Below are 22617 nucleotides of genomic sequence, written 5' to 3' on the forward strand. Positions count from 1 at the left end.
GGCCGCCCGTACCAGGCCTCCATCGCGACCGAGCGCGCCATGCCGGTAATGATGACCAGGTCGAAGCCTTCCACCACGTCGTAGCCGTACAGGCCCGGCGCGCCGTTGATCGGGCTGCTTGCCTCGAATGCGCCGCGGCTGGCGCGCGGCAGCTGCTCGCGGAACAGGGGTGTATCGGCGAAGGAGCGGCCAATGCCGGCCGGGAAACCTGGGCCGCGCACCAGCATGGTGCCGTCGCGGTGCAGCAGCGTCACCGAGCCGCCGTTGCCGAGTTCGACCAGGTTGTACAGGCGCTCGAAGCGCACCGAGTCGACCTGCGCCACCACGGTGCCGATGCGGCGGCCGCTGCGGTCACGCACCGGGTGCACGAAATTCAGGATGCCGCGTCCGGTGGCGCGGTCGATGTCGGTCATCGTGATATGGCGCGAAACATCGCCCGCGGGCGGCTTGATGGCAGGCAGGTCGCGCGAGCTGCTGCCCGGCATGATGCTGCCGATCGTGTTGCCGGCGGTGTCGAACAACACGATGCGCAGCAGATAGGGGTGGGCCAGGCCATCACGGCCGCCGACCAGCCCGGACGAGGGCGGACTGTCGTCCGTCAGCACCATGCGGGCGGCCTGTTGCGCCGCGCTGTCGATGGCCTGGGCCACGCCGGCCGTCTGCGCGGCGAAGGCGATGGCGACGTTGCGCAGCGTGACCTGCTGTCCGCGCAGCGCATCCTGGTAGCTGGCGTATAGCATCGCGCCGGTAATCAGGCCCAGCGCCGCGATCAGCCCGGCCGTGACGATCACGAGCCGCGACAGCGGGGTGGGGCGAATCGTGCGCACGGCTGGCGGAGGCGGGGCTTGCATGTCGCAATGGGTTCAGTGGTCTTGCGCCGATTCTACCTGTTCCGCATCAAGCCCTGCGGCAAACGAAAACGGCCGGGAAGACCCGGCCGTTCTGGACATGCGTTGCGGGTTCAAACCGCCGGCTGTGCCGGCTTCATCGGCTGCTCCACATGTGCTTTGCGGCTACGGCTGACCAGGTACCAGACGATCGCCACCGGCACCAGCAGCGGCAGCAGCAGCGGCGACAGCGCCAGCGCGACGGCGACGGCAGCACAGCCCAGGGCACCGAGGACGATCACGCCGACGCCGGCGAATACCACCGCCAGCACCACGCCCACCACCACCGTCACGATGGCGGCGATGACGATGCCGCCGCCCGCGAACAGCACGCCCAGCAGGGCCCCCAGCGGTCCGTCGAACTCCTCGCCATCGAGATGGAAGCGCATGAAATCGGCGGCATCGAAGGCGATGTCCAGCAGCAGGACTGCGAACACGAACAGGAGGGCGATCTTGGCGAAGGTTTTCATGGTGGTCCTCTTCAATAGGCTAGGTTTCGGGTGCGCGTCTCAATGCGGCATGGTGGAACTGTAAGTGCCCACGCCTGGACCGGCCACGGCTTTGCGACAGGCTGCACATTCCGCGCGCCGGGACGCGTGCAGACGCGATGAATGGGCGAGAAAGCGTGCCGAAAGGCAGTGCAACCACGAGGCAACGAACGTGGTCGATTTGCCCTTGCAATGAACGAATCCTTTCCTATACTGACAGCCTGTTCTGAAACAGGGGGATCCTATGCACGCTGTCATCCAGAAATTGGGGGACCACCTGGCCGTCCTGCATCCCGCGTTGGCCAACAGCGGTCCCAAAGGCCCGCCATCGGCGCCGCCTACCATCCCGCCGATCATCATCAATCCGTTCAATCGGGAGATGCCGTCTCCCGCGGTCGATCCACGCCCGACCCCGGTGCGTCCGCCCGTACGGCCGCCGCGCGGTCCGGACTGGCGCTGCCCGCGTTACGCCTGAGGTTTAAGGAAAACGGGCTTCTTCCTGTGGCCGGTTTCCTCTATGATCTCTGCTTTGAGGCATAGGGAAACACGACCATGAACGAACACGACGAACACGAGCACGAAGGCGAAGAGAACGCCCTGGTGCAGGAAGCCCGCCTGTGGCAGGCCAACGGCTGGACCGCGCGCGTGATCAAGAACGAGGACGACGAAGGCTGGGCCGTCGCCATGTACAAGGACGGCGAGCCGGAACCGGCGCTGGTCGGTCCCTGGACCATGGGCCGCGACAAGAAGAACCCCAAGCCGCTCGACGTCAACGCCTTCAATACCCTGGTCAAGACCGCATCGGAAGTCATCCGCCGCCACGAGCAGCACCTGCACGCGATGCTGCACAAGAACACGATCGTCTCCACCGAGAACGGCGAGCTGAAGGTGACGCTGGACATCGTGCCGGACGATGACGACCCTTATGCCATCCTGGCCGCCCTTGATGAGATGGGCGAGCAGGTGGCCAAGGTGCGGGTGCCGGCCAGCTTCAAGCTGACCCCGGCCTCGGCCTACGCCTGGATCGAGAACGATTTCCGCGCCCCGCGCGGATAAGCCACACTTCGCTCGAATAAGGCTTCGGCTGCGGGAGCCGAGCTGCTAATATTTCCTCTTAGAATTAATTTCTTTTGAGGAAGCAATGGAACGTCTCGCCCGGCTGGAAGCGGTCCAGTCGATGCTGCTCGAAATCGGGGAGCTGTCGGCCACCTGCAGCGACATCGTCGACTTCATCGGCGCGGTGCACCGCGCGCTCGGCCGCATCATGTATGCGGCCAACTTCTATGTAGCCCTGTGCGACCGCGAGGAGGGGACGATCTGGTTCCCGTATTTCGTCGACGAAGCCGACGCCGAAGTGCCGGTAACGGGACAAAAGGTGCCGCTGGCGGCTCCGGAACAATCGCCGACGTCCTGGGTGGTGGTGAACAAGCGCCGCCTGATGATTACCGCCAACGACTTCGAGGCGCGCGAGCGCGAAGGCATGCAGTGGGGACACGGTGCCGCTGCCGAGCACTGGATGGGCGCGCCCTTGCTCGACCGCCACCAGCAAGCGCTGGGCGCGATGGTCATCCAGAGCTATACCAAGGGCGTCACCTACAGCGAGGAAGACCAGGCGCTGTTCTCGCAGATCGCCAACCACGTGTCGAACGCGCTGCAGGGCCTGCAGAGCATGGACCGGCTGGAGCGCGCGGTGCAGGAGCGCACCGCGGCGCTGGCGGTCGAAGTGGCGGAGCGCCGCCGCGCCGAGCAGGTGCAGCACGCGCTGTACCAGATTGCCAGCCTGTCGGCCCAGGCGCTGGATACCGCCACCCTCACCGCCAGCCTGCACGGCATCATCGGCGAGCTGATGGTGGCGAAGAACTTCCTGATCGCGCTGCACCACCCCGACACCCGGGAAATCAGCATTCCCTATTTCGTGGACGAGAAGGACAGCACGGCACCGGTGGCGCGCTTCCCGGTGGGGAAGGGCATGTGTTCCTATGTCCTGGCGAGCAAGCAGGCCCAGCTCCACGACGCCACCAGTGCCAAGCACCTGGTCGCCAACGGCCTGGTCCAGGAGCCGTTCGGAAACCCCGGCATCGCCAGCTGGATGGGGGCGCCGATGCTGGTGCACGACCAGCCCTATGGCGTGCTGGTGGTGCAGAGCTACGACCCTTCGGTGATGTACACCAAGGCGGAACTGGACCTGCTGGCCTTCATGGCCAGCCACGTGGCGGTGGCGCTGGCGCGCATGCAGGCCGACCGCAAGATCCGCAAGACCAAGGAAGCGCTGGAAGTGCAGAACGCGGCGCTGAACGAAGCGCTGCACAAGCTGCAGGTGGCGCAGGGCGAGCTGGTGCGCCAGGAGAAGATGGCGTCGCTGGGCGGACTGGTGGCCGGCGTGGCCCACGAGATCAATACGCCGCTGGGTATCTGCGTGACCGCGACCAGCCACCTGGTGCAGGAACTCAAGCTCACGCGCGAAGAGATGGCGGCGGGGGAGCTGACCGAGGACAGCCTGAATGCCTTCCTTGACATCGTCGACCAGTCGCTGCGCATCATGACCACCAACACCCAGCGCGCGGCAAACCTGGTGCGCAGCTTCAAGCAGGTAGCGGTGGACCAGTCCTCGGGCGACGTCCGCAGCTTCAAGCTGCACGCCTACCTGCAGGAAGTGCTGCTGTCGCTGCAGCCCAGGCTCAAGGGGCGCAAGGTGGCGGTGGAAGTGGACTGCCCGCCGGACCTGGTACTGGACAGCTCGCCGGGCGCGGTGTCGCAGATCGTGACCAACATGGTCATGAACTCCCTGCTGCACGGCTTCGAGCGCGACCAGGCGGGCCGCATCACGATCCGCGTGGCGCAGGAAGGCGAGCAGGTGGTGTTCGAGTATGCCGACGACGGCGCCGGGATGGACAAGGAATCCCTGGGCAAGCTGTTCGACCCCTTCTTCACCACCAAGCGCGGTACCGGGGGCAGCGGGCTGGGGGCGCACATCCTGTACAACCTGGTGACGGGGGCGCTGGGCGGGACGGTGCAGGCGGACAGCGCGCCGGGGGAGGGGCTGCGGTATCGGCTGCGCTTCCCGCGCTCGCTGAAGAGGTAATGCAATTGTAGGGTGGGCAGGTTTTCCTGCCCACGCGGTGATAGCTGAAGGCATAGCAGCCGGTGCGGCAGATCTCGCTCGGACTGACCGCGTGGGCAGGAAACCTGCCCACCCTACCGAATCAATCCGGCCAAGCCGCGTTGATTTCGAGCGCCCTGTCCATGTTCTTGATGAGCAGGTCCACGTAGTAAGGATCCAGGTGGTGCCCCGCCACCTCGCGCAGGTGTTCGGTGACCTTCTCGGCCGGCCAGGCGTCCTTGTAGCAGCGCTTGTGGCTCAGGGCGTCGAACACGTCGGCCACCGCCACGATGCGGGCGTAGGGATGGATGGCCTGGCCCCGCAGGCCCTGCGGATAGCCGCTGCCGTCGAACTTTTCGTGGTGCTGGTGGGCGATCACGGCCGCGGCCTTCAGGATCGGGCGCTGGGAGCCGTCGAGGATCTGCAGGCCCACGGTCGGGTGCTGCTTCATGATCTCCCACTCTTCCTCGGTCAGCTTGCCCGGCTTGAGCAGCACCGCGTCCGGCGTGGCGATCTTGCCCACGTCGTGCATCGGCGCCGCGTGCATCAGGGTGGCGACTTCGTCTTCCGGCATGCCGGAAGCCTGGGCCAGCAGGTGGCAGACCTGGGCCATGCGGCGCACGTGGTTGCCGGCTTCGTTCGAGCGCGATTCCACCACGTCGCCGAGGCGCAGGATCAGTTCCGCCTGGGTGTCGGTGATCTCCTGGTTCAGCAGGATGTTGTCGAAGGCGACCGCCACGCCCGAGCAGAACACTTCGAGCAGCTGGGCGTCGATCTCCGCGATCTCTTCCACCCCCTTGAGCACCAGCAGCGAGGCCTTGCCGGTGCGGTTCGGGAAGTAGCCGACATAGGTGTCGCCATGCAGGCGCGAGATGCGGTTATGGCGCGCGTCGTCGAGCTGGGCCACCAGCTCGGGACCTATCTCGTCGCCGTCCATGTCGCCTATTCTAGCCAGCACTTCGTACTGGCTCTCGCCCGTGATCACGCTCGCGCCCTTCAGGCGCAGCAGCATGCTCTGCTCCAGGCGCAGCAGCGCCACCACCTGCTGCAGCAGGCCGTTGGCGAAATCCTTCAGGTTGCGCTGCTGGAAGATGTGGGTCGAAGCGGCGATCACGCGCTCCAGGCCTTCCCGGTAGGTCTGCTGCGCGCGGCGGGCATCCTCGACCTTCATGATGTCGCGGTAGGCGCGCAGGGCGGCGAAGGTGGTGGTGAACAGCTTGGTGCGATCGAGCTCGGTCTTTTCCTTGTAATCGTTGATGTCGTAGTCGACGATCACGCGTTCTTCCGGCGCCTGGCCCGGCTGGCCGGTGCGCAGGACGATGCGGGTAAATTGGTTATCAAGCTCGTGACGCATCCAGCGTGCGACTTCGAGGCCGCTGTCCTCGCTCTCCATCACCACGTCCAGGAACACCAGTGCGATATCCTTCTCGCGCGCCAGCACTTCCTTGGCTTCCTCGCCGCTGTAGGCATGCAGGAACTGCAGCGCGCGGCCATCGAGGCGGAAGCGGGACAAGGTCAGCTTGGTAATGTCATGGATGTCGGGCTCGTCGTCCACCAGCAGGACTTTCCATGGAGCCAGCTTTGGAGCCGCGTTGGAGAGGAAGGACATAGGCTTACCGTTGGCTTTGGTTGATCAATCGCAACATTAAGCGGCGAATAACGCAGGAGACATAGCCGCAAGTCAAATCGATTGTAGTACGGCCATCAGTCCTTAACAACAGGCAACATTAAAAGTGTTGGTTAATGATGTCACATAGCGCCAGGCGATGTAACATGGATGAGGGATAAACACACTTAGGTATAGCGTTTCTGGCAGCGCTCGCAGTAGAAGCTGCGGCGGTTGGTGCGGCCGAGCTTGGCTTTCAGGAAGGGAATCTGACAGCGCGGGCATATGCGTTTTGCATGGGCCAGCCAGTGCTGCTTGAGCACGTATTGACGCTTCCATTCCAAGAAATCGAAAGAGTACTGCCGGGCCTCGTCGACCAGCAGCCGCAGCTTGGGCGCCGGCAGGGCGCCGACCGTTGACAGCGGATGCACGCGGATCCGGAACAGCACTTCGTTCTTGATGATGTTGCCGACGCCGGAAAAGATGTCCTGGTCGAGCAGGGCGTCACAGGCCAGCATGTCGGGCTGCGCACGCAGCTTCTTGCGCGCTTTCTTCGGGTCCCAGGCGTCCGACATGACGTCGGCGCTGAAATCGTAGGCGGCATAGGTGGCGCGGTCGATCTCCCTGACCTGGCAGGCGTAGAGGTTGAGGACATGGCCGTTGGCCGCCTCGATGGACAGGCGAGGCGTCTTTCCCTCGCGTCCCTCGTCGATCCGGTAGGTGCCGAACAACAGGAAGTGGACACGCACCACCATGGCGGGTGTCTCGATCAGCAGGTGCTTGCCCCAGGTGTGGATGGCCTCGATCTGCTGGCCCACGAGGCGTGCGGGATCGATGGCGCGGACGTTGCCGTCGGCACGGACGATCTGCTGGCCGGTGAAATCCTTCACCAGCTCCTTCAGGATATATAGCGACGGTCCTTCGGGCACGATTCGACCTCCTCGCTGCCATTGTCGGCCGAGCCCGGAATATGCCCTGTGCGTAAGCTAACGCTCGGATGCAAAAGGTCGATAAACGAGGCGACACAAGCGGGTGCCGCCTAACAATTCGATACAAAACGTCGACAAGTTAGCACTGGAAAGGCGGCGCAAAGGGCGTATATTCGGAACATCAGGCAGTCCGGATCATGAAAGGGAAAGCAATGAAAACGGTGATTGGCAAGATGGCCCTCGCGGGCCTGCTCGCGCTGGGTGCCAGCGCCGCCTCGGCGGGCGTGACCGTCAATTATGTGGAGTCCGACAAGTTCTCGGACCTGCCATTCGCGCCATGGCAACGGCAGGAAGTGCTGGACGACCTGGCGGATTACTTCACCGAACTGGGCAAGCAGCTGCCTGCCGGGCAGGAGCTGAAGGTGGAGGTCACCGACATCGACCTCGCCGGCCGTGAATACCCTAACGCACGTGGCGCGAACGACCTGCGCGTGCTGAAAGGCATGGCGGACTGGCCGGTCATGGAGCTGCGCTACACCCTGAGCGCCAATGGTCAGGTTCTCAGCAGCGGCAATGCCAAGCTGTCCGACATGAACTACCTGCACCGCAGCAGCCGCCTGCACGACAGCGGCCGGCTGCGCTTCGAAAAGCGCATGATCGAAGAGTGGTTCAACAAGACCATCCTGCAGAAGAAGTCCTGATCTCTTGTGACGCACCAGTGCAAACCGGCGCCCCAGTGAACTGAGGCGCCGGTTTTTTGTCGGTGATCAGCCGTTCTTGTCGACCCTGGCGCGCGCCGCCGCCTTCTCGGCTGCCTCCCTGGCCAGTGCCGCCGAGTCCTTCACCGTATAGTCGGACGGCACGGTGAACAGGGCGGCCGCCGGTTCCTCGCGCTTCAGGTTCTCCGCCCGGTAGACGACTTCGCCGCTGCGCGGATCGCTGCGCTTCTGGTATACCACGGCCTGCAGTTCCGGCGAGGTCCAGGTCTCGGTGCTGACCACGATCGGGTTGCGGTTGCCGATTTCGCCGGCCGGGATCTCGTAGCTGCGCTGCACGCCGGTCGCCTTCAGGCCGCTGAATTCGCGGGTGCCGAGGTCCTTGGTTTCCGTCTTGCTGGCCCATTTGCGGTCGCCGAGCGCGCCGGCGAGCACCGGGGCCACGCGCGCCGCGGCCTGCGGTCCTGCCGCCTGGGCGATGCGGATCTGCACGTCCTTGTGCTCGCCCGTTGCGCCGCCGGAGCGCTCGACCTGCTTGATGATGAAGCGCTCACCCTCCGGCAGCTTGCCTTCGCGGCGCAGCTCCTCGATCTTGATGCGCGCCTGGTCGGCGGCGACACGGCCCTGGGCGGCGGCGGCGCGGGCCTGTTCGCGCGCGACGATGGCCGTGGCGTTCGGCATCGGCATCTTGATCGCGGTCTTGTCGCGCGTACGCAGGACGTAGTGCACGCCTTCCACCGGATCGTGGATCATCACGGTGAGCACCTCGCCGCCCTCGTTGCGCACCTCGGTGCGGGTGCGGCCCGCGCTGTCGCGGTAGCTCATCGTGCTGGTCTTGCGCACGATCTGGTTGCCGTCGCCCAGGGTCTGGGTGCGTTCCGACACCATCTCGGCGCTGTAGGGCGCATTCTTGACCAGGCGGTTACGGGACATGTGCACCATCGCGGCGCCGGCGCCCACGCCGTCGGCGAAGTTGATGCCGTCGCCGTGCAGCTCGCGGGTGACGATACGGACGCGCGGCTCTTCTTCGAAGCCCATTTCCCCGGCCAGGGCCGGGGCAAAGGCGCAGGCCAGCAGTGCTGCAAGCAGAATCTTCTTGTTCATGTCGTTTCCTCTTGTGGGTGAGTATGTTACTTAGTTGGTGGAACTGAGCCGCACGGCCAGCGGGTGGCCGTCGGCGGCGACAAGCATTTCCGCGCGCACGGTGTCGGCCGCGTTTTCCGGGCTGACCGGCACGCCGAGCGGCGCCAGCACGGTGCGCGGCACCTCGGCCTCGACCAGCTGCGCACCGGGTTCGGCTTCGATGCGCTCGAGCGAATCGAGGGCGACGAAGGCGCCGCCGCCGTCGAAGCCGACCAGCGGCCGGCTGCTCACGCTCACCGCCTCGTGCGGCGACTGCGCCAGCAGCAGCACGACCGCGGTCAGCGAGCACAGGGCGCCGGCGGTGCCCCATTGGGGCAGGCTCAGGGCCTGGTACCAGCGCCGCTCCGGTGTGAACTGGCGCTGGAAGGCCTGCAGCAGTTCCTTCTCGACGCAGCGCGGGGTGTCGATGCCGGCCAGCTCGCTGCGCAGTGCAGCGAAGCAGGGAGTCAGTTCGTCCTGGTTGTCCTTGGTATCCATCATCTATTCCATCAATTCGCCATCAATTCGCAAGGCATGCCGCCGGTGCATGCGCCTGCAGCCGCTTCGCCAGGGCCGCCCGGCCGCGCGACAGGCGCGAGCGCACGGTGCCGATATCCACCTGGCAGACTGCGGCGATCTCCTGGTACGACAGTTCATGCAGTTCAAACAGGATGACCACGTCGCGGTAGTGCGCCGGCAGCAGGCTGAGTGCGCGCCGCACTTCCTCGGCCGCCTCGTTGCCCAGCAGGCGGGCAAGCGGCTCAACGCCCTCGCCGGCGACGTCGAGGTCAAGCTCGCCATCCTCGTCAAGCTCCGGCAGCGCCACCTGGCGCCGGCGCGCTTCCTCCAGCTTCAAGATGAGGTTTCGCGCCACGCCGAACAGGAAGTGCTGCAGCTGGCCGCGTAGCGGATCGAAACCGAAGCGCTGCGTCAGCAGGCCCATGAAGGCTTCCTGCACCACGTCCGCGGCCATCTCCGGGGAGCCGCAGCGCATCAGCGCGTAGCGGTACAGCGGGCCCTGGTGACGCCGGTACAGCGCCGTGAAGGCATCGGCGCGGCCGGTATGCGTCAGGCGCAGCAGTTCGTGGTCGGCGGTGTCGAGGGTGATCGTGGTCATGGTCGTCATCTTTACCTGGATTCCGATGACGGGGCCGAAAAGTTCCAACTAATTTTGGAAAATCAGCTCGCTCAGCGATATAGGGACGAATTCGTGAAATGCGCAGTGCGGGATGGAACAATCCGCGTGTTTTTGACGAGCGAAACTTTGCTATCGTCCGGGGTGAATGACAGGAGTTGGAGCGGAGCAGACGATGAAAGTGATCTTCCTTGCCATCGCGGCAACGATGAGCGTCACGGACGCCTTCGCCTGCCCGGTGTCGGACACGCTGGCCAAGCGCTACGGGATCTCGTTTTCCGGCTTCGATACGCCAATCCCCGGCGGCTTTGCCGGCGTGCGCGAGTGGTACGGCCGGTCGATGCCGGCGACGTAAAGCTCGAAGGCTGCCGGATCGAACCGGAGCTGGTAGTGGACACCGCCGGGAAGAACCGGGCCGCTAAGCCGGCGTTCGTGTGCCGGCGCTATCCGCCTTGGAGCGCCTAACAAAACCCCTAGGGCAAGGGGCAGCGTCGAAGACAGTACGCTAGTACGGCGAGACGATGCAACGCAGCCATAGGGGGAATTGTTAGGCGCTCTCAGTCGACCCAGTTCACCCGGTCGAACTTGCCGCGAAAGTCCTCGGGCATGATCACGACCTGGCTGGTCTTGTAGTTGAAGAAGACGAAGCCCTGCTTGGCCATGGCGATCAGCTTGCGGTCGCGCGGGCGGGTGATGCGGAAGATGATGTCGCCGCCGTACTTGTTGAAGTCCATGACCCCCACCTCGAACAGCAGCTGGTCGCGCGCATGCGCTTCGGCGCGGTAGGTCGTGGCCAGGTCGGTGACGATGATGCCGGTGCCGTCGCGCTCGGTCTCGGCCACGCCGAACTCGAACAGGAAGCGTGCCCGTGCCTCGGAGATCATCGAGATCATCGAATCGTTGCCGAGATGGTTGCCCGCGTTGATGTCGGTGACGCGCACCGACATCGGGGTGGAATAGTAGAATTGGTCTTCGGGGAAGGTAAGTTGTAAGCGTGCCATTTCTCTATTTTACGTCGACGATGCGCTTCAGGGGTTGGCGGAACGTCCAATTTTATAGACGATACCGCGCGACGTCATGAGGTACAACTCGCCCTGGCCATCCTGCCCGAAGGAGACCACGTTGCCGATGTCGCCCACGCTCCAGTCGCGCTGCTCGCTGACACTGCCGCCGCCGGCGAGGAAGCTCTTCAGGAAGCCGCGGCAGAAATCGGAATAGAAATAGCGCCCCTGCAGTCCGGGAATCGCACTGCCGCGGTAGACGAAACCGCCCGTGATCGAGCAGCCGTTGGCGTCGTTGCTGCCGTGGTCGTATTCGAAGACCGGCAGGGTCAGGCCGCTGCGGTCGCAGGTGGCGGCGTTGTAGCACAGCGTGCCTTCCATCGTGTTCCAGCCGTAGTTGAGACCCGCCGCATCGGCCGCGCCGATGTTGACCTCTTCGCGCCGGTCCTGGCCGACGTCGCTCAGGTAGAGCTGGCTGCCATCGAAAGCAAAGCGCCACGGGTTGCGCAGCCCGGCCGCCCAGATCTCGGCGCGCCGTCCGGCCTCGTTGGCATAGGGGTTGCCGGCCGGGATTGCGTAGGGCTGCGCGGCAGTGGCGTTGCGCACGTCGATGCGCAGCAGTTTGCCGAGCAGGGAATTCAGGTTCTGGCCGTTGCGGTTCGGGTCGCCCGCGCCGCCACCGTCGCCGGTGGCGAGGTAGAGGTTGCCGTCCGGGCCGAAGGCGACCTGGCCGCCGAAATGGTTGGTGAAGCCCGGATGGGGGATGCGCAGGATGACCAGGCCCGACGTCGGATCGGCCAGGTTCGGATTGCTGCCGACGCTGAAGCGCTCGATGACGATGTTCTGCTGCGGGTCGGTATAGTAGAGGTAGAAGTGGCGGTTGCTGGAGAACTGCGGGTCGAAGGCCATCGACAGCAGGCCGCCTTCGCCGCCTGTGAAGACGCGGCTGCTGATGTCGAGGAAGGGCGCCGTCAGGGTATTGCCGTTGTCGACGATGCGGATGCGTCCGGCGCGTTCGACGATGAACAGGCGCGCGTCGCCCGACGGGGCGGTGAGGTAGGTCGGGTTGTCGAGGTTGGCCGCTACCTGGCTCAGCGCGATGCTCACCGGCGCACTGGCGTAGGCCACGGTGACGCTGGCCGTGGCGCCTGCGGTGACCGCCGCGCCCTGCGAGGCGGGCGAGGGCGTGTAGGTGATGCCCCCGGCAGTGACCGGCGCCGCACTGAGGTTGTAGCTGCCCGGCGCCAGGCCGGACAGGGTCTGCGAAGCAGTCAGGTCTTGCTGGTAATTGGATGGGCCGTTGACGCGTATCGCAGCGTTCACGCCGGCGGGCAGGCCGCTGGCCGTGACCGCCAGCGAGCCGGTGGTGGCCGCCGGCGGCGCCGGGGTGGGGCCCGTTGTGCCGACATTGCCCGGGTTGCCGCCTCCGCCGCCGCAAGCCGTCAGCCCGAGGGAAACAAGGATCAGCAGCAGGGCCTGCAAGTGAGTCCACGTACGCATGACAAACTCCTGGAAATCAACAGCTTCGCAGTGATTGAGCAGTAGATCGTCGACCAGTAGATCGTCGACCAGCACATCGTCGACCAGCACATCGGTACCCCCATTCTGCCAGCGATTGCGGGCTTTGCCATTGAAATTCGGCCTACCGTGCGCGGTCTAAGCATCTCCGTGGAGGGATTCCGTTCAATGTTTTAGGGAGAATGTCACGCAAGCCATTTCCGAAATCATGAACGTGCGCACCGTCGGGCCCGACGCCAAACTGCAGGAAGCTGCGCAACTGATGCGCGACATGGATGTGGGCGCGTTGCCAGTATGCGACGGCCGGCGCCTGATGGGCATGGTCACCGACCGTGACATCGCGGCGCGTGCGGTGGCGCGCGGCATCGCCCCGCTTGATGCCACGATGGCCGAGGTGATGAGCAAGGACGTGTCGTGGTGCTTCGCCGACCAGTCCATGGGCGAGGTGCTGCAGCAGATGGGCGACCAGCAGTTGCGCAGGATCCCGGTCGTCGAGCGCGACAGCATGGCGCTGGCCGGCATGGTCTCGCTGGGCGGCCTCGCCGTGCGCCAGGGCGCGCCGGTCGACAGCACGCTGGAGGACATTTCGCGCGCCGCCCCGCCGGAACGTCCGGCCACCGGGAAGGCGCCAACCGTCTCGAAGTCCTCAGCAGCTAGCGCGTCAGGCGATACATCAGCAGCGCGGCGCGGATCGCCGAGCGCTCCAGCGAGGTCAGGTCCACGTGCTCGTTGGGCGAATGGGCCCCGCCGCCGCTCGCGCCCAGGCCGTCGAGGCTGTCGACGATGGGCGCGACGAACTGGATGTCGCCGGCGCCGCGCATCGTTGCCGGCACCGCGCCGACCGTGCCCAGGCCGGCGTCGCTGCTGGCCTGCGAATACAGCTCGAGCAGCCTCAGGTTGCCCGGCGTGACCGCCATCGGCGGATAGGAGTCGCGGAAGCCGATGCTGGCGCTGGCGCCCGGCAGGCCTTGCGCGACGATCTCGCGCATGCGTGCGTGGGCGCGGTCGCGCTGGGCATAGTCGAGGTAGCGCAGGTCGCCGCGCACCGTCACCGTGTTGGCCACGACATTGGTCTTGCCTGCGGCCGTGCCTTTCGCATTGGCCTCGTCAAACGTAACGTCGGTGCCGCCCAGGATCACGCCCGGGTTGAAGGTCAGGCCCGGCTCGACCACCTGCTGGCGGAAAGCGTCGAGGATGCGCGCGGCCTCGTACACGGCGCCGTAGCCGGCAGGGCCGAACACGCCCTGCGAGTGGCCTTGCCGGCCCTTGATGTCGAGGTCGAAGAAAGCGGTGGCACGGCGTCCGACGGTCGCCATCGGCTGGCCGTCCGGGCCGGTGACGGCGCCTTCGAAGCTGAGCGCCACGTCGCTGAGCCTGGCCAGCTCGATCAGGTCGCGGCGCGAGATGTCGCGCGGGTGGCCGGCTTCTTCCTCGTCGCCGGTGAATACCACGGTGACGGTCGTGTTCTCCAGTGCCCCGGCATGGTGCAGTGCACGCAGCGCGGCGATGGCGACGACGTTCCCACCCTTCATGTCGCCGACACCCTGGCCGCGCGCCGTGGTCTCGCTCTCGCGTTCCCACAGCGGGGCGGGCGCGTCGGGTTCGAACACGGTGTCGAGGTGGCCGAGCAGCAGCAGGCGCTTGCCTTGCTTGCCCATGCGGTTCGCGACCAGGTGGCCCGCACGCTTCATGTCGGGCGGCATGTCGATCCAGGCGGTCTTGAAGCCGAGCGCTTCCAGCTCCCTGCGATAGACTTCGCCGACCGCGCGCACGCCGGCCAGGTTGAAGGTGCCGCTGTTGATGCGGCTGCTGCGCTCGAGCAGCTTGATCGCTTCCGGCTGCCAGGCCTTGACCTCGTCGGCGATGCGTTGCTCGGTTGGAGACAGGCTTTGCGCCTGCGCAGCGGTGGCGAGCAGGGCTGTCAAGACGAGGGGAAGGACGAGCTTGCGCGGCATGTCGGCATCCTGTGCAATGAAGATGCGCAACTCTACTACGGCACGCGCAGGCAGAAAACCTCAGCTCAGCCCTTAAAGATCTTCAATAAAGTCACTGCTGGCGATGCGGAACCAATTTTTCGATTGGCGCGGACCGCTTCCATGACTTCGACGAGCTCATCATACTTGTCCGCCTGGCGTTCATCCAGGTTAGTCATGTTCATGTTCCAGCGAGGAAAAGTGCGGAAGCTGGCAGGCTCGTTGTAGAGCACGCGCGAGTTCTTGTGGCGGGGATCGCGTTCGATTTTTTGATACAGCTTGGACAGCGTTGGCGCGGGACCCTCGAGCACCTGCAGGAACCACCCGCCGTTGTAGAACAGACTGCCCGTTACATCGACCAGCTCGTTATTCGAACGAGCCTGGGCATGGATATCGCGGAGGTCGTCGACCGACATCTTGCGCACTGCTTGACTAACATAGACGAGTTGGTTGATTGACATAAGTCCTGCCTGAAGTGGTTGTTGGGAATAATTAACCGGCTTGAATCGGCAAGACTTTATCAAGAGAAACTAATTTCTCGACGGAAATTCTAATGGGTAAAACAACAAGAGCGGGTCAATAGTGGTTTCCGTATTCGACACGACGATGTTGGCGCATGGCGCAACGCGTGAAATCGTCGCTGTGTTCAAGCGCAGTCTCGGGTAACCATGGCGTCTTGCATCGTCCTCGCCCACCTGCTCTACGTCTCGATCGCATGTGCCATCGCGTTGTCGGTCATCGCAAAGGCGAACAGGATGATTTCACCAGCAGAGGATGGCAGTTCAGGCAAGCGTGCGTGTGTCTCGGAATGGTCGCTTGTGCTTTGTTCCCGTTGTCCCGGATGGTCCAGTTTCTGGAAACGCACTGAGCTTCCCGGAGCACGTCAGGCATGGCGAAGTCCTATCCCGGAAGGGATGGCAGCGTGCGTGAGGGAGGTGTCCGTGAGGTCAAGGCGAGGCAGGATCCCGTGTTCGGGTCTTGGCAACAAGGCCCGCAGGATTGATGAGCACGACGAACTCGGCGAAGCGCCCGCCGCCCGCAGGCGCCTGGTACACCCAGGCCTCGAAGCCCCTATCGAACACGACGCTCTTCGTCGGGCCGAAGGCCGCCAGCAACTGCGCCTTGGTCGTGCTCCCCGGGACGATGGTTTGCTGGAGCCGCTCGGCCGCCACCTGCGTGCCGGGCGGCGCTGAGCCGGTGGCGCAGCCGGCAAGCAGCAAGGCTGCAAATAGCGCTTGCTTCATGGCGCATCCTCCATGTAGTCGAACTCGACCAGCGTATCGTCCGGCCAGGACTTGTCCCAGATCGGCGCGTAAAAGGTGCGATCCAGCATGACCTGGCAGTCGCAGAACTGCAGGTCGGCCTTGCTCAGTTCTCCACCTGCGTACAGCATGTTGAAAGGCAGGGTCTCGACCCGCTCGCCGGCACGCAGGCGCACGGAAAATACCGGTCTCTCGGCGAAGAACAGATAGTTACCATTCGGGCTATTGCACACCTGCTCGGGCGTGGTGAGGGCATTCGAGATCCAGCCAAACAACGGGGAGCTATTCGACACCAGTCCGGCCTCCACGCCTACCAGGCACTCCAGGCGCATATCGCCGAGTCGCCGCGTGCCCGGAGGCAGGCCGGGCGTGATGATCTGCGCACGCCAGGTCATGCTGGTGGTCTTGCGATTGGCGACCACGGCCGCGTCTTCGCGCAGCGCGGCATCGACGCGCGGCAGGACGAAGCTGTTATCGGGCGCGACCGGTACCGGCACGCTGACCGTGTCGCCCGCGATACGCAGGGTAATGCCGCTCATGTCGACGGTAGGCAGGCGCGGGAGAAGCTGGAAGCGCAGGGGCGCTGTGGGCGCCAGGGCACGCTCGCGTTCGAAGCGTTCCATGCCCTTGATCATTTTTCGGTAGGATTTATCGACCGGGTCGCGCGTGGATTGCACCTTGACGGTCGCCGGCTGCCCGCCGGCTTGGGCGTGGGCAGCCTGAGAATGGACCCCAGCGGCCAGGACGGCGAGGCCGAGGATGACGCGGACCAGGAGCCGCGCCATGGCATCACCAGTAACGGACGCGGCCGGTGTCCATGTGGACGAACTGCGAGCTGGCGTAATAGCCGACGCCGCCGCCCTGGAGGGACATGGCTGCCTTGTGCAGCATCTTCAGGTCCTTGCCCGGCAGGCGGATGTCGATCGCCTTGGCATCCATGTGCAGGCTGCGCCTGGCGACACCGCCGCTGGCGGCATGCAGTTTGGCGTTCGACTCCGGCGAGCGGTAGCCGGAAATGATGTGCAGTTCCCTGCTGTTCTCCAGCTTGTCGTTGAGCTGGGTGAGCAGCAGCAGGAGTTCGGGATCCATCTGGGCGACCTTGTTGTTGCGGTGGTCGCGCAGCACCTTGTTGATGTCCTTCATGGCATCCGGGATGAACTGGCCCTCGGCCCAGAACGTGGTCTTCAGCTTTTCGCCGGTGTGCGTGTTGTACAGTCGCAGGACGCGTTCGCCAGTAGCGGGCTGTGCCGTTTTAGCAAATACCGGGATGCTGAGAGAGGGTACTGCAAGGAAGAGGGAGGACTTCAGGAATGCGCGGCGTTGAATCATCGTAGGAGATCCTTATGGTTGCGATAGTTTCTCTCAAATGTAAATTCTACGCCTCTTGTGTTAAACGTGCAGAGAAAATGCAGGAAAATGCGGTAAAAAGGCCACTTTATTAATGCTTTGACCAATTACGGGAGAGTTTAGATGACGAGTTATCAAGGGATGAAGACGCTTCGCCAGCTGGGACTTGCCGCTTTGCTTACATCGCTTGCAGCCTCTGCCGGCGCGCAGGCCGTGCAGGAAGTCGAACCGGTGGCAGAGCCGCCTGTGGCCAAGGGCTGGAAAGTCGAGACCGTCGTGGACAACCTGCCACAGCCCTGGGGCATGACCTGGCTTGCCGACGGCCGCATGCTGGTCACCGGCAAGAAGGGCACACTGCATCTGGTGGACGGCAAGCGCGTCCAGAACATCCCGGTCGACGGCCTGCCCGCGCTGTTCACGGAGGGGCAGGGCGGCTTGCTCGACATCGCCATCCATCCGGACGACAAGGGCCCGAACCCGCGCGTCTACATGACCATGGCCAGCGGCACCGAGGACGCGAATTCCGTCGCGCTGGTGCAGGGCGTCTTCGACGGCAAGCGCGTCCATGGCATCAAGAAGATCTTCAGCGCCGCGCCCTTGAAGAGCGGCGGCCAGCACTTCGGCTCGCGCATCGTGTTCATGAAGGACGGCACGATCCTGATGAGCATCGGCGACGGCGGCAACCCGCCCGCGCGCGTGGGCAACATGCTGGCACGCGACCAGGCCCAGAACGTGGGCAGCCACAACGGTTCGATCTTGCGCCTGACCGCCGAGGGCAAGGCGGCGCCGGGCAACCCGCTGGCGGCGCAGAAGGGCGCGTTGCCCGAGCTGTGGAGCATCGGCCACCGCAACATCCAGGGCATGACCGTCGACCCGAACGGGCGCGTGTGGGCCAGCGAGCACGGCCCGCGCGGCGGCGACGAGATCAACGTGATCGAAGGCGGCAAGAACTACGGCTGGCCGCTGCAGAGCTATGGCCTGGACTACAAGACCCGCGAACCGATCGGCAAGCGCGTGGTCGCGGGCATGGTGAATCCGCTGGTCGTCTGGTCGCCGTCCACCGGTGCCTCGGGCCTCACGTGGTACACCGGTCAAGCCTTCCCGGCCTGGCGCAACAGCCTGTTCTCGGGTGGGCTGGCCACCCAGGATATTCGCCGCGTGGCCTTCGATGCGCAGGGCAAGGTGGCGAAGCAGGAGCGCCTGGAGATCGGCAAGCGCGTGCGCGACGTGCGCCAGGGGCCGGACGGGCACTTGTACGCGATTACCGATGAGGCGAAAGGCAGTTTGCTGCGGATCGTTCCCCAGTAACTCCACCCACGAAAACCACATAGGCGATGCAGTGCGCATGGATTCCTCCTCCATGGGCAATTAATTCTTTATTGCAATAACAAAAGCTGCCTAGAATGCAAGGATCGGCCGTTTCGCTCGCACGGAACGGCCGGCTCACGGCAACCCGCCGTTTCCCATCCCATCCGGATGATCCTTTGGAGGAGCAGCATGGCAGCATCCGTTCGTCGCACTCTCCAGATGGCCGTCGCGCTCGCGCTGGCCACTGGGGTATCCGCCGCAAGCGCGGCCCCGGCCCCGACTTCGGCCAAGTCCTCGGCCAGCACGCCCGACATTCCCATCCCCGACATCAAGTACACCAAGTTCACCTTGAAGAACGGGCTCACGGTGCTGGTCCACGAAGACCACAAGACGCCGGTGGTGGCGATCAACACCTGGTACCACGTCGGGTCCAAGAATGAAAAGCCGGGCAAGACCGGCTTCGCGCACCTGTTCGAACACCTGATGTTCGGCGGCAGCGACAACTTCAAGAAGACCTACCTGAGCGCGCTGCAGGGCATCGGTGCGACCGATCTGAACGGCACCACCAACCAGGACCGCACCAACTACTTCCAGAACGTGCCGACCTCGATGCTGGACTATGCGCTGTTCGCCGAGAGCGATCGCATGGGCCACCTGCTCGGCACCGTCGACAAGAAGACGCTCGACCTGCAGCGCGGCGTGGTGCAGAACGAGAAGCGCCAGCGCGAGAACCAGCCCTACGGCCTCGCCTACGAACTGCTGGTGACCAATACCTATCCGGTCGGCCACCCGTATTCCTGGACCGTGATCGGCAAGATGGAAGACCTGGACGCGGCCTCGATGACCGACGTGCAGGACTGGTTCAAGACCAACTACGGTCCGAACAACACCGTGCTGGTGCTGTCCGGCGACATCACGCCGGAAGTGGCGCGCCAGAAGGTCGAGCAGTACTACGGCCACATTCCTCCGGGTCCGCCGCTGGCCAAGCATCAAGCCTGGATCGCCAAGCGCACCGGCACCCACCGCACGACCGCGCAGGACCGCGTGACGCAGTCGCGCATCTACCGCACCTGGAACGTGCCGGGCGCGAACACGCCGGAACAGGCGCAGCTCGACCTGGCCGGCCTGGTGCTGGGCGGCGGCAAGACCTCGCGCCTGTACAAGCGCCTGGTGTACAAGGACCAGATCGCGACCGGCGCCAGCGCCAGCGCCGACGGCTCGGAAATCGGCGGCCAGTTCGACATGACCCTGACCGCGCGCCCGGGCGCCGACGTGGCGAAGATGGAACGCATCGCCGACGAGGAGCTGCAGGCCCTGATGAAGAACGGCCCGACCGAGAATGAGCTGCGCCTGGCCAAGACCACCATCCTGGCCCAGTACACCCGCATGATCGAGCGCGTCGGCGGCTTCGGCGGCAAGAGCGACCTGCTGGCCTCGTGCCAGACCTATACCGGCAATCCGGACTGCTACAAGGTCTATCTGCAGCGCATCAAGGACGCCACCCCGGCTTCCGTGAAGAAGGCCATGAACGACTGGCTGAGCACAGGCGATTTCGTCCTGCAGGTCGACCCGTACCCGACCGGCCTGGCCGCGGGCAAGCCCGGCGTGGACCGCAGCAAGGAACCGGCGCTTGGCAAGCCGATGGCGCTCAAGCTGCCGGAAATGCAGAAGATGACCTTGTCGAATGGACTGAAGGTCGTGCTGGCGGAGCGCCATGACGCGCCGGTGGTGAACTTCCAGCTGCTGGTGGACAGCGGCTACGCCTCGGACGCAGCTGACAAGCCGGGCGTTGCCAGCCTGGCCATGCGCATGCTCGAAGAGGGCACCAGGACCCGCAAGTCGCTGGAGATCGGCGAAGCCTTCGAGAGCCTGGGTGCGCAGTTCGGCGCCGGCGCCAACCTCGACAGCGGCATCGTCTACATGAACACGCTCAAGGCCACCATGCCGCAAGCGCTGAACCTGTACTCGGACCTGGTGCTGAACCCGTCCTTCCCGCAGAACGAGTTCGAGCGCCTGCAGAAGGACCGCCTGGCCGCGATCGCCCGTGAGAAGACCGTGCCGCAGACGATGGCCCTGCGCGTCCTGCCGAGCATCCTGTACGGCCAGGGGCACCCGTATGCCAAGCCCTTCACCGGCACCGGTACCGAAGACGCCGTGCAGCGCATGACCCGCGACGACCTGGTCAAGTACCACGCCACCTGGTTCAAGCCGAACAACGCCACCCTGCTGGTGGTGGGCGACACCACGCTGGCCGAGGTCAAGCCGATGCTGGAGAAAGCCTTCGCCTCTTGGCGTGCAGGCGAAGTGCCGAAGAAGGTGCTGGCTGACGTCGCCGCCCCCGCGAAGAGCATGGTCTACCTGGTCGACCGTCCGGGCGCGCTGCAGAGCGTGATCGTCGGCGCCCAGCTGGCCGTGCCGCGCAAGCATCCGGACGCGCTGCCGCTGGAGATCGTCAACCACCTGTTCGGCGGCTCCTTCAACTCACGCATCAACATGAACCTGCGTGAAGACAAGCACTGGTCCTATGGCGTGCGTAGCTCGCTGCAGCCGGCCATCGGCCAGCGCGCGTTCATGAGCGTCTCGCCGGTGCAGACCGACAAGACTCGTGAATCGCTGCAGGAACTGGTGCGCGAGTACCGCGACATCACGGGCGGCAAGCCGATCACGGCGGAAGAGCTGAAGGCTGCGGTCGACAACAACACGCTCGGCCTGCCGGGCGGCTTCGAGACGGCCGGCCAGCTGACCAGTGCCTACACCAACATCGTGCAGTACGGCCTGCCGGACGACTACTACAACACCTACACCCAGAAGGTGCTGTCGCTCACGCCGCAGCAGGCCAACACCCTGGCGGCGCGCAGCTTCACGCCCGACCGCCTGGTGTGGGTGGTGGTGGGTGACCTGAGCAAGATCGAGCCGGGCATCCGTGCGCTGGACATCGGCGAAGTGCGCAGGATCGACGTGGACGGCAAGCCGGTGCAGTAAACCGTAGGGTGGGCGGCTCGTAATCCAGGCCACTGGCCTGGATTGAGCCGCCCACCCTACATATTCTCGAACAATGCAGTGCCAATCTTCGCCAGCTCCGCCTGCGCCATATCCGTATTGTTCAGCAAGACCACGGCCCGGCCATCTGCCGGGTCATACGCGAGCAGGCTCCGGTAGCCGCCGATGCCGCCCGTCACCCACGCCACGCTGCGTGCACCTTCCTTCGTCGTGAGCGTCTTCACGCGCGCCCCCAGGGCATAGCTTTCCGATGCCACCACGATGGTGGACAGCTCCCTGCGTGCCTTGTCGGATAACAGCTTGCCGAAGTAGACCGCGTCCGCGATCGCAACCAGGTCGCGCGCCGTGCTGTACATGGTGCCGCTGGCGGCGATCATCGGCGGCACCGCCGAGGTCTTGCGCTGGCCTGCGTCGTTGTAGGCCACCGCCATGCCGACTTCGTCCTCGTAGCCGGTGGCGGCGAAACTCGTGTCCTTCACGCCGCTCGGCGCCAGCACCAGTTCTTCCACCGTCTCGGTGAAGGGCTTCTTCCTGGCACGCTCGACGACGGCGGCGACCAGGATCCAGTTCGTGTACGAGTAATCCCATTGTTCGCCCGGCTTCGACGTCGGCGTGCCGGCGCCGAAGCGCTGGGCCGCCTCGACCGGGCCGATCTCGAGCTTCTCGACCGCGCGGTCCTTTTTCAAGGCTTCCGCCAGGCCGTTCGGGATGCCGCTGCGGTTCGACATCAGCTGGCGCAGCGTCACCGCGCCGTTGGCTGCCGGCAGTTCCGGCAGGTGCCGGGCAATCGGCGCATCCAGGTCGAGCATCCCCATGTCGGCCAGGCGCAGCACGGTGACGGCGCTGATCCACTTCGTCATCGAGCCGATCAGGAAACGGGTGTCCTTGGTGACGGGCTGCTTCTCCTCGCGCAGGGCCAGGCCGCCGGCACGGGTCACCAGGGTCGCGCGTGCATCCTTGCGCACGGCGGCCACCCCGCTGTAGTTTGCGGGCAGGTGGCGTTCGATCAGGGGACCGGTGGTCAGGTTCGCTACCGCGGCGCAGCCGGGCAGCAGGGCCGTACCAAGGGCCAGGGAAGATAAATGGATGAACTGGCGACGTTGCATGCTTTCTCCAGATGGATGGCTTCGGGGCATTGTAGCCCTGTGCGCCAGGGAGGGCGCAATTCAGGAATACTGCGATGAATACCTGACGGGAAAACAGCATGCTGCCGCCGCTGGCCGAC

Annotated in this window: 23 protein-coding genes and 1 pseudogene; 8 read left to right on the forward strand and 16 right to left on the reverse strand. The window is 64.9% G+C overall.

The features are described 5' to 3' along the window. Together MA09_RS06890 and MA09_RS06895 are read right to left on the reverse strand one after the other, a co-directional pair. Window positions 1-851, reverse strand: an 851-nt coding sequence (locus MA09_RS06890) for a hypothetical protein (protein ID WP_036246457.1), incomplete at its 3' end; no start/stop codon positions are given. Between the two features lie 110 nt (window positions 852-961). Next, window positions 962-1357: a hypothetical protein gene (locus tag MA09_RS06895; RefSeq protein WP_036246458.1), complete on the reverse strand. Its 396-nt coding sequence runs from the start codon at window positions 1355-1357 to the stop codon at window positions 962-964. Between the two features lie 262 nt (window positions 1358-1619). On the opposite strand from MA09_RS06895, the gene MA09_RS24480 reads away from it, so the two are divergent. From MA09_RS24480 to MA09_RS06905, 3 genes are all read left to right on the forward strand, one after another. Next, window positions 1620-1850, forward strand: coding sequence for a hypothetical protein (locus tag MA09_RS24480; protein ID WP_152594581.1), 231 nt, complete (start codon window positions 1620-1622; stop codon window positions 1848-1850). 77 nt (window positions 1851-1927) lie between these two features. Further along, on the forward strand, window positions 1928-2431 hold the full coding sequence (locus MA09_RS06900) for a hypothetical protein (protein ID WP_036246461.1): 504 nt from the start codon (window positions 1928-1930) through the stop codon (window positions 2429-2431). An 85-nt stretch (window positions 2432-2516) separates the two neighbouring features. Continuing rightward, window positions 2517-4457: a GAF domain-containing protein gene (locus tag MA09_RS06905; RefSeq protein ID WP_036246462.1), complete on the forward strand. Its 1941-nt coding sequence runs from the start codon at window positions 2517-2519 to the stop codon at window positions 4455-4457. 121 nt (window positions 4458-4578) lie between these two features. On the opposite strand, the gene MA09_RS06910 is transcribed toward MA09_RS06905, so the two are convergent. After that, entirely contained in the window at window positions 4579-6084 is a 1506-nt protein-coding gene (locus MA09_RS06910) for an HD domain-containing phosphohydrolase (protein ID WP_036246464.1), read from the reverse strand. A gap of 185 nt (window positions 6085-6269) precedes the next feature. After that, window positions 6270-7010 (reverse strand): DNA-formamidopyrimidine glycosylase family protein, encoded by a 741-nt coding sequence (locus MA09_RS06915; protein ID WP_036246465.1) that lies wholly within the window; start codon window positions 7008-7010, stop codon window positions 6270-6272. A 212-nt stretch (window positions 7011-7222) separates the two neighbouring features. On the opposite strand from MA09_RS06915, the gene MA09_RS06920 reads away from it, so the two are divergent. Next, on the forward strand, window positions 7223-7711 hold the full coding sequence (locus tag MA09_RS06920; protein ID WP_036246467.1) for a DUF3016 domain-containing protein: 489 nt from the start codon (window positions 7223-7225) through the stop codon (window positions 7709-7711). A 66-nt stretch (window positions 7712-7777) separates the two neighbouring features. On the opposite strand, the gene MA09_RS06925 is transcribed toward MA09_RS06920, so the two are convergent. Genes MA09_RS06925 through MA09_RS06935 form a run of 3 tightly spaced genes read right to left on the reverse strand, consistent with a single transcriptional unit; the run spans window position 7778 to window position 9965 of the window. Then, window positions 7778-8830 (reverse strand): hypothetical protein, encoded by a 1053-nt coding sequence (locus MA09_RS06925; protein WP_051933232.1) that lies wholly within the window; start codon window positions 8828-8830, stop codon window positions 7778-7780. Window positions 8831-8860: 30 nt separating this feature from the next. Next, window positions 8861-9349, reverse strand: a complete 489-nt coding sequence (locus tag MA09_RS06930) for a hypothetical protein (protein ID WP_036246469.1) — start codon at window positions 9347-9349, stop codon at window positions 8861-8863. A 19-nt stretch (window positions 9350-9368) separates the two neighbouring features. After that, on the reverse strand, window positions 9369-9965 hold the full coding sequence (locus MA09_RS06935) for an RNA polymerase sigma factor (protein WP_229440587.1): 597 nt from the start codon (window positions 9963-9965) through the stop codon (window positions 9369-9371). Between the two features lie 193 nt (window positions 9966-10158). Between MA09_RS06935 and MA09_RS06940 the strand changes: the two genes are divergently transcribed. Continuing rightward, on the forward strand, window positions 10159-10338 hold the full coding sequence (locus MA09_RS06940) for a hypothetical protein (RefSeq protein WP_036246472.1): 180 nt from the start codon (window positions 10159-10161) through the stop codon (window positions 10336-10338). A 202-nt stretch (window positions 10339-10540) separates the two neighbouring features. On the opposite strand, the gene MA09_RS06945 is transcribed toward MA09_RS06940, so the two are convergent. Then, window positions 10541-10984 carry a thioesterase family protein gene (locus tag MA09_RS06945; protein WP_036246473.1) on the reverse strand — a complete coding sequence of 148 codons (444 nt, stop codon included), beginning with the start codon at window positions 10982-10984 and terminating at the stop codon, window positions 10541-10543. 27 nt (window positions 10985-11011) lie between these two features. Next, complete coding sequence (locus MA09_RS06950) at window positions 11012-12484, reverse strand: sorbosone dehydrogenase family protein (RefSeq protein ID WP_036246508.1); 1473 nt, start codon at window positions 12482-12484, stop codon at window positions 11012-11014. 226 nt (window positions 12485-12710) lie between these two features. Between MA09_RS06950 and MA09_RS24040 the strand changes: the two are divergent. Continuing rightward, window positions 12711-12977, forward strand: a pseudogene (locus MA09_RS24040) (CBS domain-containing protein); the annotation flags it as partial. Between the two features lie 178 nt (window positions 12978-13155). On the opposite strand, the gene MA09_RS06960 reads toward MA09_RS24040, so the two are convergent. The 6 genes from MA09_RS06960 to MA09_RS06980 form a co-directional block, all read right to left on the reverse strand. Beyond that, the gene (locus MA09_RS06960; protein ID WP_036246510.1) at window positions 13156-14457 is read right to left on the reverse strand and encodes a M20/M25/M40 family metallo-hydrolase; all 1302 of its coding nucleotides are present in this window, start codon (window positions 14455-14457) and stop codon (window positions 13156-13158) included. Between the two features lie 65 nt (window positions 14458-14522). Next, window positions 14523-14936: a BLUF domain-containing protein gene (locus MA09_RS06965; RefSeq protein ID WP_036246476.1), complete on the reverse strand. Its 414-nt coding sequence runs from the start codon at window positions 14934-14936 to the stop codon at window positions 14523-14525. 239 nt (window positions 14937-15175) lie between these two features. Then, entirely contained in the window at window positions 15176-15340 is a 165-nt protein-coding gene (locus MA09_RS24810) for a hypothetical protein (protein ID WP_161783201.1), read from the reverse strand. An 82-nt stretch (window positions 15341-15422) separates the two neighbouring features. Further along, on the reverse strand, window positions 15423-15719 hold the full coding sequence (locus tag MA09_RS06970; RefSeq protein ID WP_036246479.1) for a hypothetical protein: 297 nt from the start codon (window positions 15717-15719) through the stop codon (window positions 15423-15425). Then, window positions 15716-16522 carry a hypothetical protein gene (locus MA09_RS06975; protein WP_036246481.1) on the reverse strand — a complete coding sequence of 269 codons (807 nt, stop codon included), beginning with the start codon at window positions 16520-16522 and terminating at the stop codon, window positions 15716-15718. Before MA09_RS06975 ends, MA09_RS06970 begins: the two co-directional genes overlap by 4 nt. Before the next feature lie 4 nt (window positions 16523-16526). Beyond that, window positions 16527-17066, reverse strand: coding sequence for a DUF882 domain-containing protein (locus MA09_RS06980; RefSeq protein ID WP_036246483.1), 540 nt, complete (start codon window positions 17064-17066; stop codon window positions 16527-16529). 159 nt (window positions 17067-17225) lie between these two features. On the opposite strand from MA09_RS06980, the gene MA09_RS06985 reads away from it, so the two are divergent. Then, window positions 17226-18392, forward strand: a complete 1167-nt coding sequence (locus MA09_RS06985) for a PQQ-dependent sugar dehydrogenase (RefSeq protein WP_229440589.1) — start codon at window positions 17226-17228, stop codon at window positions 18390-18392. 189 nt (window positions 18393-18581) lie between these two features. Continuing rightward, window positions 18582-21374 carry a pitrilysin family protein gene (locus MA09_RS06990; protein WP_036246485.1) on the forward strand — a complete coding sequence of 931 codons (2793 nt, stop codon included), beginning with the start codon at window positions 18582-18584 and terminating at the stop codon, window positions 21372-21374. A gap of 56 nt (window positions 21375-21430) precedes the next feature. On the opposite strand, the gene MA09_RS06995 is transcribed toward MA09_RS06990, so the two are convergent. Further along, a complete protein-coding gene (locus MA09_RS06995) occupies window positions 21431-22498 on the reverse strand; it encodes a serine hydrolase (protein WP_036246488.1) in 1068 nt (355 codons plus the stop codon). Window positions 22499-22617: the final 119 nt, after the last annotated feature.

This window comes from Massilia sp. BSC265 (assembly GCF_000740675.1).
In the GTDB taxonomy this organism is placed as follows: Bacteria; Pseudomonadota; Gammaproteobacteria; order Burkholderiales; family Burkholderiaceae_D; genus Telluria.